This is a genomic window from Leucobacter denitrificans (assembly GCF_014396385.1).
Lineage (GTDB): Bacteria > Actinomycetota > Actinomycetes > Actinomycetales > Microbacteriaceae > Leucobacter > Leucobacter denitrificans.
In genome coordinates this window covers 1,652,884-1,668,810 of record NZ_CP060716.1, presented here as the reverse complement: position 1 = coordinate 1,668,810, position 15,927 = coordinate 1,652,884, and the positions used below count along the sequence as shown (strand labels likewise).

Annotated in this window: 14 protein-coding genes; 7 read left to right on the top strand and 7 right to left on the bottom strand. The window is 61.7% G+C overall.

All coding sequences use genetic code 11. From position 1 onward, the window contains the following. Window positions 1-67 precede the first annotated feature (67 nt). The 5 genes from H9L06_RS08065 to H9L06_RS08045 all read left to right on the top strand — a co-directional run bounded on the left by H9L06_RS08065 (window position 68) and on the right by H9L06_RS08045 (window position 4,954). Window positions 68-841, top strand: a complete 774-nt coding sequence (locus H9L06_RS08065; RefSeq protein WP_187554705.1) for an enoyl-CoA hydratase/isomerase family protein — start codon at window positions 68-70, stop codon at window positions 839-841. 116 nt (window positions 842-957) lie between these two features. Next, window positions 958-2,187: a CaiB/BaiF CoA transferase family protein gene (locus tag H9L06_RS08060; protein WP_187554704.1), complete on the top strand. Its 1,230-nt coding sequence runs from the start codon at window positions 958-960 to the stop codon at window positions 2,185-2,187. Next, window positions 2,184-3,359, top strand: a complete 1,176-nt coding sequence (locus H9L06_RS08055) for a CaiB/BaiF CoA transferase family protein (protein WP_187554703.1) — start codon at window positions 2,184-2,186, stop codon at window positions 3,357-3,359. Before H9L06_RS08060 ends, H9L06_RS08055 begins: the two co-directional genes overlap by 4 nt. A gap of 23 nt (window positions 3,360-3,382) precedes the next feature. Next, on the top strand, window positions 3,383-4,540 hold the full coding sequence (locus H9L06_RS08050) for a thiolase family protein (RefSeq protein ID WP_187554702.1): 1,158 nt from the start codon (window positions 3,383-3,385) through the stop codon (window positions 4,538-4,540). Between the two features lie 9 nt (window positions 4,541-4,549). Continuing rightward, a complete protein-coding gene (locus H9L06_RS08045; RefSeq protein ID WP_187554701.1) occupies window positions 4,550-4,954 on the top strand; it encodes a Zn-ribbon domain-containing OB-fold protein in 405 nt (134 codons plus the stop codon). Between the two features lie 99 nt (window positions 4,955-5,053). Here the strand turns inward: H9L06_RS08045 and H9L06_RS08040 are convergent, their stop codons facing one another. Together H9L06_RS08040 and H9L06_RS08035 are read right to left on the bottom strand one after the other, a co-directional pair. After that, on the bottom strand, window positions 5,054-6,433 hold the full coding sequence (locus H9L06_RS08040; protein WP_187554700.1) for an MmgE/PrpD family protein: 1,380 nt from the start codon (window positions 6,431-6,433) through the stop codon (window positions 5,054-5,056). Between the two features lie 25 nt (window positions 6,434-6,458). Then, window positions 6,459-7,808 (bottom strand): MmgE/PrpD family protein, encoded by a 1,350-nt coding sequence (locus H9L06_RS08035; RefSeq protein WP_187554699.1) that lies wholly within the window; start codon window positions 7,806-7,808, stop codon window positions 6,459-6,461. Between the two features lie 124 nt (window positions 7,809-7,932). On the opposite strand from H9L06_RS08035, the gene H9L06_RS08030 reads away from it, so the two are divergent. Together H9L06_RS08030 and H9L06_RS08025 are read left to right on the top strand one after the other, a co-directional pair. Further along, the gene (locus H9L06_RS08030) at window positions 7,933-9,129 is read left to right on the top strand and encodes an MFS transporter (RefSeq protein WP_187554698.1); all 1,197 of its coding nucleotides are present in this window, start codon (window positions 7,933-7,935) and stop codon (window positions 9,127-9,129) included. A gap of 258 nt (window positions 9,130-9,387) precedes the next feature. Further along, window positions 9,388-10,578 carry an NAD(P)-dependent malic enzyme gene (locus H9L06_RS08025; RefSeq protein ID WP_187554697.1) on the top strand — a complete coding sequence of 397 codons (1,191 nt, stop codon included), beginning with the start codon at window positions 9,388-9,390 and terminating at the stop codon, window positions 10,576-10,578. A 63-nt stretch (window positions 10,579-10,641) separates the two neighbouring features. Here the strand turns inward: H9L06_RS08025 and H9L06_RS08020 are convergent, their stop codons facing one another. The 5 genes from H9L06_RS08020 to H9L06_RS08000 form a co-directional block, all read right to left on the bottom strand. After that, complete coding sequence (locus H9L06_RS08020) at window positions 10,642-12,084, bottom strand: MFS transporter (RefSeq protein WP_187556436.1); 1,443 nt, start codon at window positions 12,082-12,084, stop codon at window positions 10,642-10,644. 9 nt (window positions 12,085-12,093) lie between these two features. Continuing rightward, window positions 12,094-12,855, bottom strand: a complete 762-nt coding sequence (locus H9L06_RS08015; protein WP_246454321.1) for a YwaF family protein — start codon at window positions 12,853-12,855, stop codon at window positions 12,094-12,096. Between the two features lie 43 nt (window positions 12,856-12,898). After that, complete coding sequence (locus H9L06_RS08010) at window positions 12,899-13,570, bottom strand: response regulator (protein ID WP_187554696.1); 672 nt, start codon at window positions 13,568-13,570, stop codon at window positions 12,899-12,901. After that, window positions 13,567-14,886, bottom strand: a complete 1,320-nt coding sequence (locus H9L06_RS08005; protein ID WP_246454320.1) for a sensor histidine kinase — start codon at window positions 14,884-14,886, stop codon at window positions 13,567-13,569. The genes H9L06_RS08010 and H9L06_RS08005 overlap by 4 nt, the downstream gene beginning before the upstream one ends. A 207-nt stretch (window positions 14,887-15,093) precedes the next feature. Beyond that, a complete protein-coding gene (locus H9L06_RS08000) occupies window positions 15,094-15,873 on the bottom strand; it encodes an ABC transporter permease (RefSeq protein WP_246454537.1) in 780 nt (259 codons plus the stop codon). Between the last annotated feature and the right edge of the window lie 54 nt (window positions 15,874-15,927).

Sequence of the window (15,927 nt, the reverse complement as noted above, 5' to 3'; positions counted from 1 at the left end):
ATCGGAAGGTATAGGATGCTGTATTGTCTATACTTTATAGAATATCCCGCAGGCAAAGGAGCATGATATGACTGTCCACCTCTCAATTGAAGGCGGCGTCGCCCAGGTCACGCTCGACCGTCCAGATGCACTCAACGCCATCGATGCCGAAACGCGCAGGGAGCTACGCGAGGCGTACGCGACAATTTCCTCCGACCCGGCGATTCGCGTCGCCATCATTACTGGGGCTGGCGAGCGCTCATTCTGCACCGGTGTGGATCTCAAGAAGACAGCGGGTGTACCGAACAACATGGCCGTCGAGGAGTTTGGTGGCCAGAGTGACCACCTTCTCTCGGGCTTCCCCACCAACAAGCCGGTGATCTGCGCAATCAACGGGTATGCGCTCGGCGGGGGCCTTGAGATCGCACTCCGCGCTGATATCCGCATCGCCTCCGAGAACGCAAGTTTTGGACTCCCCGAAACCCGGATTGGAAGTATCCCAGGAAGCGCTGGCACCCAACTTCTCCCCCGCGTTGTCGGCGTCCCTCAGGCATTGAAGCTAATCCTCACCGGTGATCGTGTTTCAGCCGATGAGGCTCTGCGCATTGGACTAGTCCAAGAGGTAGTGCCCTTTTCTGAACTGCAGACTCGCGCACGCGAACTTGCTGAGCGGATCGCGCAGAACGGGCCACTGGCCGTCGCTGCAGCCAAGAAACTCGTGAGTCAGGCGCTTGAGATGCCGCTCGACGCTGGTATTGCTGCTGAGCGGTACGCGTTCGGGCTGCTCCGAGACACCGAGGATCGCGCGGAGGGACGCAAGGCGTTCGGAGAGAAGCGCACACCAAACTTCACGGGCCGGTAGCCCAGCAATCGCCCCCATTCTGGCGATGCGTAGCACGTCAGAAGCAAAACATTGTTCTTCTGTATTATATATAATATAGTTACTCAAAGACGAAGCGTACGCGATCGGAGCCATTCATGACCACCCAGCACCCAAATCCTGGCGGTGCGTTGCACGGAATCACAGTGCTCGATCTCGGTGGTGAAATCGCAAATTACTGCGGCCGCATGTTTGCTCAACTGGGCGCGAACGTTATTCTCGTTGAGCCCCCCGGTGGATCGAGCTACCGCGCGGCGCCACCACTCGCTCAATCGACGGGCGAGAGCCTCCGGTTCGCGTACGACAATTGTGACAAACGATCCATCGAGGTAAATCTCGGAACCCCCGAAGGCCGTGAGACCTTTACCCGTCTCGCAAAGTCGGCTGATCTCCTTCTCGATGACCGCACCCAGCACGATCTTGAGGCTCAAGGCTTCGGCTACGACGAGCTCCACACACAGTTCCCGAACCTCACTGTCACGGCGATCACTCCATTTGGGCTTGCAGGTCCGTACTCCAATTACGTGGCCACCGATGCAACATGCATGGCATTTGGTGGAATGCTCTGGCTCGGAGGATACGACGACGGCGCTCCCGTACAAGCGGCCGGCCACCAATCGTTCCGTGCTGGCAGCCTCTTTGGTGCCGTTGCTTCAATGGCCGCACTCGTCTCTGAGAACGGAGGCGCGGGTGAAGTCATCGATGTGTCCGTTCAAGAATGTGTGTCACTCGGACTCGAGAACGCGATCCAGTTCTACGACCTCGAGGGACACAATCGTCGCCGGCACGGAGGCAAGCAGAAACAGGCCGGCTTTGGCGTATTTCCCTGTGCTGACGGATACGTGTTCCTCATTGCAGGTGGTATTGGCGGCAATCGGTTCTGGGGCAATTTCACTGAGTGGATGCAAGATGCTGGTGTACCGAACGCTGCGCTCCTCGAAGAGCAGCGTTGGTGGGAACGTAGCTTTGTCGAGAGTGACGAGGGGAAGGATCTCTTCTGGGAGATCTTTACCCAGTATTCCGAACGGCACACAAAGGCCGAACTGCTCGAAGCTGCCATCAAGTGGAATGTTCCACTTTCACCGGTGAAAACCTTGGCAGAGGTACATGAGTCGTTGCAGCTGCTGGCTCGTGAGTTCTTCACAGAGATGCGCATTGGCGAGGCTCTGGTTGACGCACCAGGCGCCCCATACCGGCTACTCGGCACTCCCTGGCAATCCGGCGGCCACGCACCTCAGGTCGGGCAAGACTCAGACGTAATTCTTAGCGAACTGGGAGCCGACGCGACATCTGTTGCCACCGCACAAGGAAGAGGAAACTACGCATGAAACGCCCACTCAACGGGGTTCGCGTCATCGACTTCAGCTGGGTCGGTGCTGGTTCATACGCCACAAAGATTCTCGCTGACCTCGGTGCTGAGGTCATCAAGATCGAGAGCACGAAAAAGATCGACGGAATCCGTCTCAGCCCCCCATTTGCCGGCGGCGAGAGCGGCGTCAATCGGAGCGGATACTTCGCTGACCGGAACACGAGCAAGCGAAGTATGCTTCTGAACCTCAAGGAGCCTGGCGCCGTTGAGATCGCACTCAAGCTCATCGAGCAAGCCGACATTGTCTGCAACAACTTTTCCGCCGGTGTGATGGATCGGCTCGGTCTCGGATACGAAGCCGTCGCCAACGTGAACCCCCGAGTCATATATCTGTCAATGTCGATGAACGGCGACTCGGGGCCCGAACGCAATGCACGAGGGTACGGCGCGATGATGAGCGCAATTACCGGATTCCACCACCTCAGTGGCAACCCTGGTGAGATTCCTACGGGAACGGGCACCAACTACCCCGACCATATTCCGAACCCGGGGCACGCCGCGTTCGCAATGCTCGCAGCACTCCGGAGCAGCCGCCTCACCGGGCAGGGCCAGCAGATCGACATGGCGCAAACTGAGGCGATGCTCGTCACACTCGGCCCCGAGTTCCTCGACTGGACAGTTAACGGTAATGATCGGGGGCCACTCGGCAACAAGGATGAGGGATTCGTCTGGCAGGATGTACTCCCAACGTCGGGCGACGACAATTGGATCTCAATCACGGCCCCTACTACGGCCGAATGGTCGAGCGTGCTCGAGGTCCTGCAGCTCGATCCCGAACTCACCCCTGATGCTGACAGTACTGCACTTGCCCAGGCTGTTGCCTCGCGCTCCAACCATCAGCTCGTCGCAGAACTGCAGGCGCGTAATGTTCCCTCCGCACCGGTGCTCTCCCCAGCGGAGGTCATTGTCGATAAGCAGCTGCGGTACCGGGAACACTGGCGCGTGCTCGAGCACCCCGAGATGGGCGAAACACTGTACAACGGCCAACCGTTTAAGTTTCGCCACACTGAGGTGCAGCCAACCACGTCGGCGCCGATGCTCGGACAACACACCGACGAAATCTGCGAAACCCTATTAGATCTCTCACCAGAAGAGATTGCACACCTGCGCGACACGAACGTATTGGTGTAGGACACGAGGAGGAAAAGCACACGATGGTAAGAAAGCGAAGTGCCGCGGCAATCATTGGCATCGGCCAAACTGATTGGGTCACGGACTGGAAGCGCGTGCGTGCTGGCGAGAAGCCAGCTGATTCGGTCGGATACGCCGCACAGGCATTCCAACAGGCACTCAAGGACTCGGGCATTCCCAAGGGAGACATTGACGGTCTCATCGTCGGGCCCACTACGGCGTACGAACGCATGGGCGAGGTACTCGGTCTCAATGTGCGCTGGGGCGGGCAGGCAGACGCCGTTCAGTCAGTTCTGCAAGCGCACATGGCCATTGAGGCCGGCTACGCGAAGGTGATCGCCCTTGTCTACGGCAACGACCAGCGTTCGGCGGGTACCCAGTATGGTGGCCCGGCCGCGATGGGCGGTGGATCGTTCCTCTCTTACGTTTATCACTCACCGTGGGGCATGACCTCTCAGGGCGCTCTCTACGCTCTCACCGCCCGCCGCTACCAAGAGGAGCGTGGCATGACCGAGGCCGACATGGGCGAAGTTGCAGTTGCGCAGCGCGCATGGGCGAGCATGAACGAGGCTGCGATTCAGCGCAAGACCATCACCGTCGATGACTACATCGAGTCACGGTACGTCTGCGAGCCACTGCACGTCTTCGACTACTGCCTCGTGAATGACGGCGGCGTCGCCCTCATCATTGCTGATGCCGAGTACGCGAAGAAGATGAGCCCCAATCCCGTCTCCATCCTCGGCACCGGCCGCTCCGACCTCAATACCGGCGCGACGAGCCTCGAACCGCGACTCACCGACTACTATCTTCCCGCCCAGCAGCAGGCAGGTAAGGATTCGTACGAGATTGCGGGAGTAGGCCCGGAGGACATGGACGGCTTTCTCGTCTATGACAGCTTCTCTGTCCATGTGCCGCTCGCGCTCGAGGGATACGGATACACCGAGGTGGGCACCGTGAAGCAGTTCCTCACAGAGCAGGGCATCGGCCCGGGTGGCAAGCTTCCCGTGAACACCCACGGCGGCCACCTCTCCGAGTCGTACATGCAGGGCTGGAACCACCAGCTCGAAGCTGTTCGCCAAGTGCGCCAGCAAGCGGGCGCCCGGCAGATCGAGAACGCGAAGACCATTCACTACACTTCCGACGTCGCCGGCAAGTGCATGTCGATCATTTACGGACGATAGGAGATTCTCATGGAAATTGCTCCCACACCACAACCGGTTCCCCTGGTCTATGACATCCCCTTTTGGGAGTCGGTGAAGAACAAAGACATGCAGCTCCAGCGGTGCGCAGACTGCGCTGAGTGGCGGTACCCAGCGGGCCCGATCTGCTCACAGTGCAACTCGGAAAACGCAGTCTGGGAGCGGGTGAGCGGCGAGGCAGAAATCCTTAGTTGGGTAGTCTTCCACAAGACTTACCTACCCGCATATCCCGCACCGCACAAGGTCATTGCAGTTCGCCTGAGCGAGGGGCCAATCATGATCTCAAACCTCGAGGGCAAGGAGCCCGAGGGGTCGTGGATCGGCGAGCGAGTCTCTCTCTGCTACAGCGAGATGCCGGACGGCATGATCCTGCCGAGGTTTGCACTCAGCGAATAACCCCCCCTTTCCCCACGCTGAGTGCTCACAAAGATCGGCCCGGAGACAGCACACGCTGTGTCCGGGCCGATCTCCTGTTTGCCGAGATGGCAACGATACTTAGACCCTCGTCAAGCGCAGAAGTTCCGCAACACTTCGATCATTTTCTTCGAGCACTAGATTGCGTAGCGCCTCCACCTGTGCCGCGTCAAAGTAGGGTCGCACGCAGTTCTCAAACTTCTCAACGATTCGCGATGCTGCGAGCATCTCGCCCGGTGCACGCCCTGAGGCAACCGGTGTGACTTTCTCGAGGGTGCGCCCGTCAGTAAGCTTCACCGCGACAGAGGCGACGTACCGATCCGCCACCGAATTGTCAGCGGCATCGATGTCACTCACCACAGTCTTGCTGAGAAGCGCAACTGCTTCTGGGGTCTCGTGCACCCGGCCAGTGAAGTCCTGCAGAGTGACCGTGCCCGCGGTAAGCGCCCGACCCACAGTGAACTGCACGCTGAACTTCGCATCGAGTTCTGAGCTGGGGTTCGGCCGGTCGACGTGGCCGCGCCGCTTCGGGTGCAATTGAATGTGGATCTGCTCGATGTCTTCTGCACGAAGCGGCGCGAGCGCAGCTGCCGACTCAATCGCCGAGTGTGTGCTACCGCAGCACGGATACTGCTTAATAATGATGCCAGGGTGGATCAGTGCCCACTCCACACCGAGGCTCGCGGTATCGAGTTCCGCGGTGAGTACCGCCGGGTCCTTCCGCTCGAAGGTGCGTGCGTACCCCTGTGAATGTTCGAAGGCATCCGGTCGCCCGGTGGCTCCTGATTGAGCGAGGAGCGAAGCCTGCACCCCTGATGCCGCAGCTCGCCCAACCTGGAGCGGCTTCGCCGAAGTGCCGAACGAGGCCTTAATGCCACTCGAGAACGCAGCGGCGAGGCTCAGGCTTACCTGGGTCTGACGGGCGTCGAGCCCGAGCAAGCGTGCAGTCGCGGCGGCGGCCCCAAAGACACCGATCGTCGCTGTCGGATGCCAACCGAGATCGTAGTGATCCGGGTTCAACATGCGACCGATTCGGCTGATGACTTCAACGCCCACGATGTATGCGTCAACTACAGCTTCAAACCTGAGGTCCAACCGATCCGCCACGGCGAGCGCTGCGGGCAGCACGACTGCTGTTGGGTGCCCCGCCATGTCTCCGTGCGAATCATCGAAGTCGAGAAGGTGCGCGGTAAATGAGTTAATGAACGCTGCATCGGCCGTTGATGCGTACCCCGCACGGCCAATGAGTGGCTCATTCGCTCCTGCTACTTGCTCAGAGATAAACGGCGCAATTTGGTCAAAGTCGGAACTCGCTCGCGCACCAATTGTTGTTCCGAGCGTATCGAGCATCGCAAGCCTTGCACGCCTCCGAACCTCTTCGGGAATCTCGATTGAGTCCGAACTAATCCAGTCCGCGAGTCGGGTGAGCACCGTGGGTGCTGCTACGTCTGAGGTTGTCATATTCGTCTCCTGTGAAGTGTTCGGGTTATTCGGAGAGCGCCGACGTAAGCGCCGTCAGGTCGGATCCGCTCCAGGCTGCCTCGAGCACACCCTCGACGCGGGCCTCACCAATGACTGGGGTTGCGAGATTGCGAAACTTCTCTTCAATGTCGTCGTCACTGAGCGGATTGTCGGGTTCACCGAGGGGCTGATGCACGCGAGTCTCGAGCACCTGTCCATTCTTCAGGGTGATCGAGAGTTGAGCGGCACGTTCGCGCGGGTACGCCTGCTGCGCCGCCTCATCCAGTACTACAGTTACTTGCCGCGAGAGTTGCTGGACTTCATCATCGAACAGCCGCTCTGGCTCGAAGGTGCGTAAATCGATGCTGCCAAACTTGAGCGCTGCCGAGATGGCAAACGGCAAGCTGAACTGAGCCTCCATGACCGTTGTTGGCTCTGCCCGGTTCAATCGTGCGGCTAGATCAAAGGTCCCGAGCCGCATAGTTTCGATATCGCCGAGCTCAAAGGTTTCGGCACGACGAAGCGCTCGCGCCGCATCGATCGCACCGTGCAGGTGCCTGCAACATGGGTATGGCTTCACGTATGTGCGCAGCGAGGTCCAAGATTGGCCAAGATTGTCGAGCAGTACCTCAGGCGACCAGTTGCCGTGCGCGAATGCCTTGAAGTAGCCATTCTCACCTTCGAGCACTGTGCTCGGACCGTAGATGCCTTGCGCGGCAAGCTCGGCGCACTTCAACCCGTCCTGCGCTGCCTTGCCGGTATGCAGTCGTTTCACCTCAGACGCGTGTGCATGGTATTCACGAAGGCCCCCGGCATACGATCCAGCGAGGCCGAGTGAGCCCGCGGTTGCCTCGGGCGAGAGGCGGAGCAGATTACTCACCGCAGCGGCGGCACCGAAGACTCCGGCCACCGGGGTGTTGTGAAACCCTGCTTTCAAGACATTCGGGTGGCCCGCCTCCGCGATCCGCGTCGTGATCTCGACGCCCACGATAACCGCCGCAGCAACCGCACCGAGGGTGGCCCCTGTGGCCTCGCCGACCGCGAGCACTGCGGGTATCACGCAGGCACCGGGGTGAACTGAGCCTGGGGTATACCCGTCATCGAGCTCGAGGCCGTGTGCGGCAGCACCGTTAACGAACGCCGCGGCGCCCGCTGTGAGTCGCGGACCCGCGATTGCTGTCGCGCGAGTTCCCGGCTCCACCACTCGGTGATGCTCACGAAGTTTTTGCGAGAGCTCCGTCGTGCTACCCGCCGTTGCCGCCGCGAGGTAATCAATGATGAGCCTTCGCCCGTGATGCGCCACGTTGTCTGGAAGATTTTCTTCGCTGACGCTACTCGCCCAGCAGGCTACGGTGTGGGTCGCTGACATGCTCATCTCAATTCTCTTCCGGCATCACCGTGCGGGCCCGGAAAACCTTGCTCGACAACGCCACACGGTCATTCACTAGTATATATAATATATTCGATGACGTTAATCGCGTCAGGAACAGGATGCTTCGGTGACGAAAACGATGGGCTACATCCCCTGGAATCTCGTGTGCGTCACCGCCGGCCTTGCCATCGTCGACCACGGATTTCGTCCACTCGCAGGCTACCTCGCATTGCGCGTCGGCGCGTCGGCTACCCAGGTGGGCCTTCTCGCCACCGCGTTTGCGGTCGGCGCATTACTGCTCGCGGTTCCTGCTGGTCGCGTGGTGGATCGCTACGGCTCCGGCAAGGTGCTCGCAATCGTGAGCCTCGTGTTCCCGATCCCCATCGTGTGCGCGCTCTTCGTGCAGACCATTACAACGCTCCTCATCGTCGCGGTCGCCTTCGGATGCGCGCAGATCTTCATGGTGGTGGCGTCTCAGGCGGCAGTGGTGCACAAGCAGAAGGACACACAGCTTGATGTCATTTTTGGCTGGCTCAGCGCGGGTACCTCAGTTGGCCAGGTTGCTGGCCCTCTCCTCGCACTCGCCCTTCCTGGTCTGCTGCCAGATGGCGGGATCCACACCGGACTCACAATCGTTGCCGGACTCTCGATCGCAGTCACCTGCGGCGCCTTCGCCACCGGGGTGCGGATCATGCGCCGTACACACACTCCAAAAACACAGCAGGCCTCGACACCAATTCTCCAGATACTTCGCACCCCGGGCATGATTGTTGCCGTGGCTCTGAGCGGCGCAACTCTCGCCTGCCTTGACCTCCTCGTCGTCTTTCTCCCTCTGTGGGCCGAAGAACGTGGCATACGCCCGGAATCAGTCGCACTACTGCTGGGAATCCGCGGGTTCATGAGTCTCGTAAGCCGCGTCGGTATGCACCTTCTCGTCGAGCGGTTCACCCGAAAGCTGCTCATCACGAGTTGCCTCCTTTTGGGCGCCATTGGCATGGGCGTGCTTCCATTCCTCGGCCTTCCCCCGACGTATCTTGTCATGGCGGTATTCGGCTTCTGTCTCGGCCTCGTACAGCCGCTCACAATGACCTGGGTCGTATCTGCCGTTTCCGCAGTGGATCGCGGCGCCGCATTGGGGCTACGCATGCTTGTCAATCGTCTCATGCAGGTCACCTTGCCGATCCTGGTGAGTGCCGTATCCATCCCACTCGGCACACTCGGCTCCGCCGCAACACGAAGCCTCCTCATGTCTGGCTCGCTCTTACTCGTAAGTGGCCTCGTGAGCATCAAATCATCATGGAAGACTCAAAATCCAGAGAGGTAACTACGTAAAAACAGCTAATTCACTACGTAAATTCATTCATTGTGTGAAACATCAATTGACTCAGATTTCAATTCCGGTCATTATTAGAACTTCGACAAACGTGAACAGGCGATCTCACCACCAGAGACCTGCGTTCTAATCGGCAACATCCCCGCCGAAACGCTGCACTAGCTGCGCGCACCGAGTGATCTTCCCGGGCCGCACTCAATCGCCCCACTCCCAGTTGCATGCTCTGCAACTCGACCTGAAGGAGCCGCGATGGCAACCCAAAACACTTCCACCGACCCCAACGCAAACCTTGCGAGCGCACAGACGATCACCGAGGAAGAGATCTTTACGGCGCACCTCGGCGGCAAGCTGAGCGTCGAGCTTACTGATCCACTCGAGGATCGCCGAGATCTCTCGATCGCGTACACACCGGGTGTTGCTCAGGTGAGCCGCGCCATCGCCGAGAAGCCCGAACTCGCGAAGAGCCACACGTGGGCATCGCGCCTCGTCGCTGTTGTTTCGGACGGCACAGCGGTTCTCGGGCTCGGCGATATCGGTGCGAGCGCGTCGCTGCCCGTAATGGAAGGCAAGAGCGCACTCTTCCGCCGCTTCGCCGGCCTGAATTCGATTCCCATCGTGCTCGACACCACCGACCCCGACGAGATCGTTGACACAATAGTGCGGATCGCCCCGAGCTTCGGCGCCGTGAACCTCGAAGATATCTCGGCCCCACGCTGCTTTGAGATCGAGCGTCGCCTCATCGAGGCCCTCGACATGCCAGTCATGCACGATGACCAGCACGGCACCGCAGTCGTGGTGCTCGCCGCCCTCACGAATGCGCTGAAGGTGGTCGGCAAGGAGCTCTCGTCGCTCCGCGTCGTCATCTCGGGCGCTGGCGCGGCGGGAATCGCAGTCTCAGAACTGTTGCTCGCGGTTGGCGTGAAAGACCTCATTGTGCTTGATTCGAAGGGCGCGATCCATGCGGATCGCGGCGACATCGCGGGCAAGAAGCTCGAGATCGCAGAGAAGTCGAACCCCCGCCGCGTTGCCGGTGGCACTGCCGAAACTCTCGCTGGCGCAGACGTGTTCATCGGGGTGTCTTCGTCGAAGGTTCCAGAGGCCGACGTCGCATCGATGGCCGACGGCGCAATCGTGTTTGCGCTATCGAACCCCGACCCCGAGATTGCACCAGACATTGCGCTCAAGCACGCCGCGGTCGTCGCGACCGGCCGCAGCGACTTCCCTAACCAGATCAACAACGTGCTCGCATTCCCCGGCATCTTCCGCGGAGCACTCGATGCGAACGCACGCGAGATCACGACTGAGATGAAGCTCGCTGCCGCGGCAGCAATTGCGGATCAGGTCGGGGAACCCGCAGCGGATCTCATTGTGCCGAACCCATTCGCGCCCGGTGTCGCTGAGGCTGTCGCCCGCGCGGTCGCGAAGGCGTCGCACAAGTAACGCACTTCCCGATCCACCCCGGAGCCCGCGTGCTGAGCCAAGTCTCTCGCGCGGGCTTCTGCACTACACCCCTTCGGGGAGTGCTGGGTGCCGCTCTGCGGTGGGGCGCTGAGGAATAAGCAGTGCAAGAGTGAGCGCGACCGCTGCCGCGATAATGCTCACGATGAATGTGAGCTGGTACCCAGACGCAGTCGGCATACCGGTTGCACTCTCGGCGCTCGAAGTCGCGAGTATCGCACCCATCACCGCCGCTGCGCCGCTCGTACCAAGCGCGCGACAGAGCGCATTGAGTCCGTTTGACGCGCCCGTTTCGCCCTGCGGCACCGAACGCATGATGAGCATCGGCATTGAGGCATACCCGAACCCGATGCCGACGCCGATGAGCAAGTTCGCCACGAGAATCTGCCACACCTCATCGTGAAACGCGATTGAATACCCGTAAGCGAGAATAAGCGAAGCTGCGCCGATTACAAGCAGGAGCTTCGGCCCCACATGCCGCGCAAGGCGACCTGCGACTGGAGAAAGCAGCATCATGAGCACCCCTGAGGGCATGATGATGAGACTCGCAGAGAACAGGGTGAGACCGAAGCCGACCCCTCCAGAGACCGGTTGTTCAAGCACTTGCGGGTAGACGACGTTTGACGCGAACAGCGCGAACCCGAGCGAAATCGATGCGAGATTTGTGAGAAGCACTGGTCTTCTCGCGGCAACGCGCAAGTCAAGCAGCGGCTCAGCCGCCCGCAACTGGTACCAGCCCCAGAGCAGCGCGATGATCAGCCCGCTGATCCCGGTAATCAACGTGGTTGGGCTCAACCAGCCCCACGAGTCCCCACGTGAGATGGCGAGCAGAATGCAGATGAGCGCCGCGGCGAGGCCGATTGCTCCCAGGTAGTCGAATCTGCCCTCGGTGCGCAACACGCTCACCGGAATGATCCAGAGCACGAGCCCGAACGCGATCGCACACAGCAGGGTCGTCACCCAAAACAGGGCGTGCCAGTCCGCGTACTCCGTTATGAGCGCACTCGCGGGAAGACCTACAGCGGACCCGACGCCGAGCGTCGCGCTCATCATCGCAATCGCCGAGTCGACACGACTCGCGGGAAGCACGTCACGCATGACCGCGATACCGAGCGGGATCACCCCTGACATCGCTCCCTGTAGAGCACGACCCGCAATGACAATGGCGACGTTCGAAGTGAGCGCAATGACAAGCGATCCACACATTGTGACAATGAGCAGTGCGAGAATCACCCGACGCTTGCCGTACATGTCACCTAGGCGGCCCGAGATCGGTGTGACGACCGCTGACGCGAGCAGGGTCGCCGTGAGCACCCAGGCGGTATCGTCGCGGCTCGCGTTGAGCAACTCGGGCAGTCTCGCCTGGATCGGCACAACGAGCGTGAACAGAAACGATGCGCACAGGCCCATTGCCAGAAGTACCGCAACAATCGCGCGGTGTGGGGAACTGCGGGCGAGCCTTCTTCGCCTCGCCGCATCTCTTCCCATAGTCACACCCTATCGGTGCAGTGACTCCCTTCGAACGGCGGCGATCCGCCCAACAACCGGTTTCTGAGCATTGCGGCCGACCGTCCACGGCCAGGTGATGAGTGCCCACACGCTGGCCACGAGCACGAGTTCCCAAAGGATATAGATGGGCCACGGCCCAAGGAGGTCGAGTGCAGAAGCGACTTCCGGTGCGCGCGCGAGGTATACGTAGTTCGCCCCAGTCAGCGCGTTTGCGATGCCCGCAATTCCGGCCCACCCGAGCGTTGCGGCGAGCGCTACGCCATACCCCCGCCAGGTCGGGCGATACTCAAGCCCCCACACGAACATGATCGGTACGATCAGCGCGGCGATGTGGAAGAACCAGTAAGCGATGTACTCGAACAGCGGTGCGTGGAAGTACGTGAGGTCGGGCGTGAGCACCGATTGGATGTTGAGCGTAAGACCCCAGTAGTAGCTGATCGCGATGGTCCAGCTGCTTCGTGTGAGCAGTGCGAGCGACGTGATGATGCGCAGCGCATCTGAGAGGTGGAACGGCAGTGATTGCTCAATGTTCCAGTTCATGGGGAGGAAGTTCCATCCCATCCAGGTGAGGGTGGCTGCGAGCATGATCCACCCCGCTACCGTGAGGCCCCGTGACTCAGCGCGCGTGCCACGCACCTTTCGCGCCCACGCGACGAGCACGATTGCGGCGACCACGGTGACAGCGAGTGCCGCAAAGTGCTCGGCCCCGTATGGCGTCATGCGCCCCACATTTTCTACCGATGCGACCACGCTGCCTCCTCGCACTGTCGTGTGCTCCTCGAGACATTCTGCCCTATAGAAGACCGAGTTCCATCGCGCGAGTCACGGCGCGTGTGCGATCAGAGACGCCAAGCTTTTCGAACACGTGCAGTAGGTGCGTTTTGACGGTTGATTCGCCGATGAACAGCTTCGTTGCGATTGCCGGGTTGCTCAGGCCGTCGGCAACGAGCGCGAGAATCTCGCTCTCCCGGGGCGTGAGCGAGACGGTGTCGCCGCTGTTTTTCGGCCCCGCGTCGCCTCCCTGCGCGCGCCGCACGAGCTGAGCCGCGATCGACGGCGCGAGCACGGTTTGCCCCGCGGCGACCGCACGCACCCCAGCGGCGAGCTCCTCGGCGGGAGCCGCCTTCACGAGGTACCCGTGCGCGCCGGCCTCAATGGCCGCGAGAATCTGGTCGTCATCTTCGTAGGTGGTGAACACGAGCACGCGGGGTGTGGATCCGTTCGATGTGGATCCGCCGCCCGTAACAGCGCCCGCAAGCATCTGACGGGTCGCCTCAACACCGCCCATGCCCGGCATGCGCAGGTCCATAAGCACCACGTCTGGTGCGGCGGATGCGGCGAGCGCGAGCGCTTCCTCCCCCGAAACGGCTTCGCCCACGACCTCAAAGTCTGGTTCGGTTTCGAGCAGCCCCACGATCCCCGCGCGCACGATGGGGTGGTCGTCGACCACCATCACTCTGATCATGCGTCTACTCTCTCACTCGGGTCGATCTCGCCCGAGTCGGTGTGCCCCGAGTTGGTGTGGCCCGTCTCAGTGGCGGATCGGGCCGGGGCGAGTTCGACCTCGAGCCTTGATCCACCGCCCGCGCGAGCACCGAACCGCGCTTCGCCCTCAACCTGGCGAACGCGATCGGCGAGGCCTGTGAGGCCGAAGCCGCCACCGCGGGTCGGGTCTGCAGCGTCTGCGTCAGGGCCGACGCCGTCGTCATCGACGCGGAGCCTCGCGCCGCCATCCCCTAACGGCTCGAGCGTGATCACGACCCGCGACGCCTTCGCGTGCTTACGCGCGTTTGCGAGCCCCTCCTGTACCGCACGAAGCAGCACGACCTCGCGCTCGCGAGCGAGTTCTACGTTCGTGAGCGTGCACTCGACCTCGAGGCCCGTGTCGGCACGCAGCGCGGCTGCGACGCGCTCGATTGCGCGCTCGAGTCCGTCTTCACCGATGGGTTGCGTCGTGGCAACGAGCGCCCGGGCCTCGGCAACTGCGGCTCGGGCCGCCGACTCGACCCGGGCCAAGCGATCCCGAGCGCGCGACTCGTCACCAGCATCGAGGGCGCGCTCGGTCTGCTCGCTGAGCATCACGAGGCCCGCGAGCGTCTGCGTGAGCGTGTCATGCAGGTCTCGGGACATGCGCTCGCGTTCAGCCGCGGCACCCGCCTCCTGCGAGAGAGCTGCGACCTCGCCCTGCGAGCGCTCAAGCTGTTCGGCGAGTTCACGATATGACTCGCCCTGGGCGTGGATGCGTGTGATCCAGGTGCCCATCGCGATCGAAAACACGAGCGACACAAGCGCGGTCGTGAGGCTCGAGGCGAGCGCGGAATTTGGATCGAGGGGCGAAAGCCCGAGATACATGCCCGCACCGACGGCGGTAGCGACGGCGAGGCACCAGAGCACCGCACCCCGGTAGTCGATCGCAATCGTCCAGACCACCGGGTACGCAATCGCCTGAAGCATCGCGTACATCGGAGCCGTGGCGGTTCCGAGGGCGAGCACGAGGAGCAGAAGCACGAGGAATGTGCCGCTGCGCCCAGAAAGTGGGAGATCGCAGAGACCCTCCCTGAGCGAGCTCCGACCGAGCGTCACCCAGAGCAACGCGAGGAGCAGTGCGGGGGCGACGAGCAGGGCGACTCGCAAGACTGTCTCGAGCGACGCCGCCCAGTACGGTGCACCCGAGATTCCCTCGATGAGCATCACGATGAGCATGAAGGCGAGCACCGCGGCGCACGCGAGATCCCACCACCGCAGTGTGCGGGACATGCGATCGGGTGCGTCAGTGCTCACGTGCTAAGCCTCTCATGAGCGCCACCCCGCATCATGAGCGCCTCTCACCCCGCGCTTCGCTCCGTGGGCCGCCGCCGTGGGCGGCACCAGAGGCGCTCGGCGAACGCCATGCGTTCGCATCATGATCGCCTCTCACCCCGCGCTTCGCTCCGTGGGCCGCCGCCGTGGGCGGCACCAGAGGCGCTCGGCGAACGCCATGCGTTCGCATCATGATCGCCTCTGCCACCTGAACGTCACGAGGCTCGCGACGAGGCCGACAACCAACCAGATACCGAGGTTCAGCGCGACAAGCCCGAGATCCCACGCACCCGACTGCTCGGCCGCCGCGAAGTGTTCGGGAAGGAACACCGCGCGCATGCCCTGCGCCAGCCACTTGAGCGGAAAGATGCCCGCGACGTTCTGCAACCACTCGGGCAGCATCGAAAACTGCAGGTACACGCCCGACACGAATTGCAGCAACAGCACGATGGGCAGCACGACCGCGGTTGCGCTTCGAGACGAGCGCGGCACCGCCGACAGCGCAATGCCGAGCAGCGTCATGGTGATGATGCCGAGTACGAAGATCCACGCAAATCGCAGCCAGAGGTCTGGATCGGTGGGCAGATCCACCCCGAGCGCGAGCGCAGCGAAGGCGAACAGCAGCGCGACCTGAGCGATTGAGGTCACGAGCACCATGCCGGCCTTGCCAATGAAGTAGCTCACCGGGGAGAGCGGCGTGCCCCCGAGCCTGCGCAGCCACCCCTCGCTCTTCTCGCGCGCGATATCGACAGCGAGGTTTTGCACGCCGCCGAGCAGCAGGCCCGCCGCAACCATTCCGGGCACGTAGTACTCGGCCATCGTGACGCCGCCGGTGCCATCAGGCAGCGCGCCGATCTCGCCGACCGAACCGAATGCGACACCAAAGATTGCGAGCAGAAGAATCGGAAAGAGGAATGTGAAGAACACCGTGTCGGGCGACCTGAAGTATCCGCGCAGTTCGAAGTTCATGCTCGAGATGCCGTCGAGAAAGACGTTCGACGGCTTGTGTGCCGGGCTGGCCTT

Bases quoted from the DNA above. Each gene is read 5' to 3' on its own strand.
- H9L06_RS08065 (WP_187554705.1), top strand. From the start codon at position 68: ATGACTGTCCACCTCTCAATTGAAGGCGGCGTCGCCCAGGTCACGCTC.
- H9L06_RS08060 (WP_187554704.1), top strand. From the start codon at position 958: ATGACCACCCAGCACCCAAATCCTGGCGGTGCGTTGCACGGAATCACA.
- H9L06_RS08055 (WP_187554703.1), top strand. From the start codon at position 2,184: ATGAAACGCCCACTCAACGGGGTTCGCGTCATCGACTTCAGCTGGGTC.
- H9L06_RS08050 (WP_187554702.1), top strand. From the start codon at position 3,383: ATGGTAAGAAAGCGAAGTGCCGCGGCAATCATTGGCATCGGCCAAACT.
- H9L06_RS08045 (WP_187554701.1), top strand. From the start codon at position 4,550: ATGGAAATTGCTCCCACACCACAACCGGTTCCCCTGGTCTATGACATC.
- H9L06_RS08040 (WP_187554700.1), bottom strand. From the start codon at position 6,433: ATGACAACCTCAGACGTAGCAGCACCCACGGTGCTCACCCGACTCGCG.
- H9L06_RS08035 (WP_187554699.1), bottom strand. From the start codon at position 7,808: ATGAGCATGTCAGCGACCCACACCGTAGCCTGCTGGGCGAGTAGCGTC.
- H9L06_RS08025 (WP_187554697.1), top strand. From the start codon at position 9,388: ATGGCAACCCAAAACACTTCCACCGACCCCAACGCAAACCTTGCGAGC.
- H9L06_RS08020 (WP_187556436.1), bottom strand. From the start codon at position 12,084: ATGGGAAGAGATGCGGCGAGGCGAAGAAGGCTCGCCCGCAGTTCCCCA.
- H9L06_RS08010 (WP_187554696.1), bottom strand. From the start codon at position 13,570: ATGATCAGAGTGATGGTGGTCGACGACCACCCCATCGTGCGCGCGGGG.
- H9L06_RS08000 (WP_246454537.1), bottom strand. From the start codon at position 15,873: ATGAACTTCGAACTGCGCGGATACTTCAGGTCGCCCGACACGGTGTTC.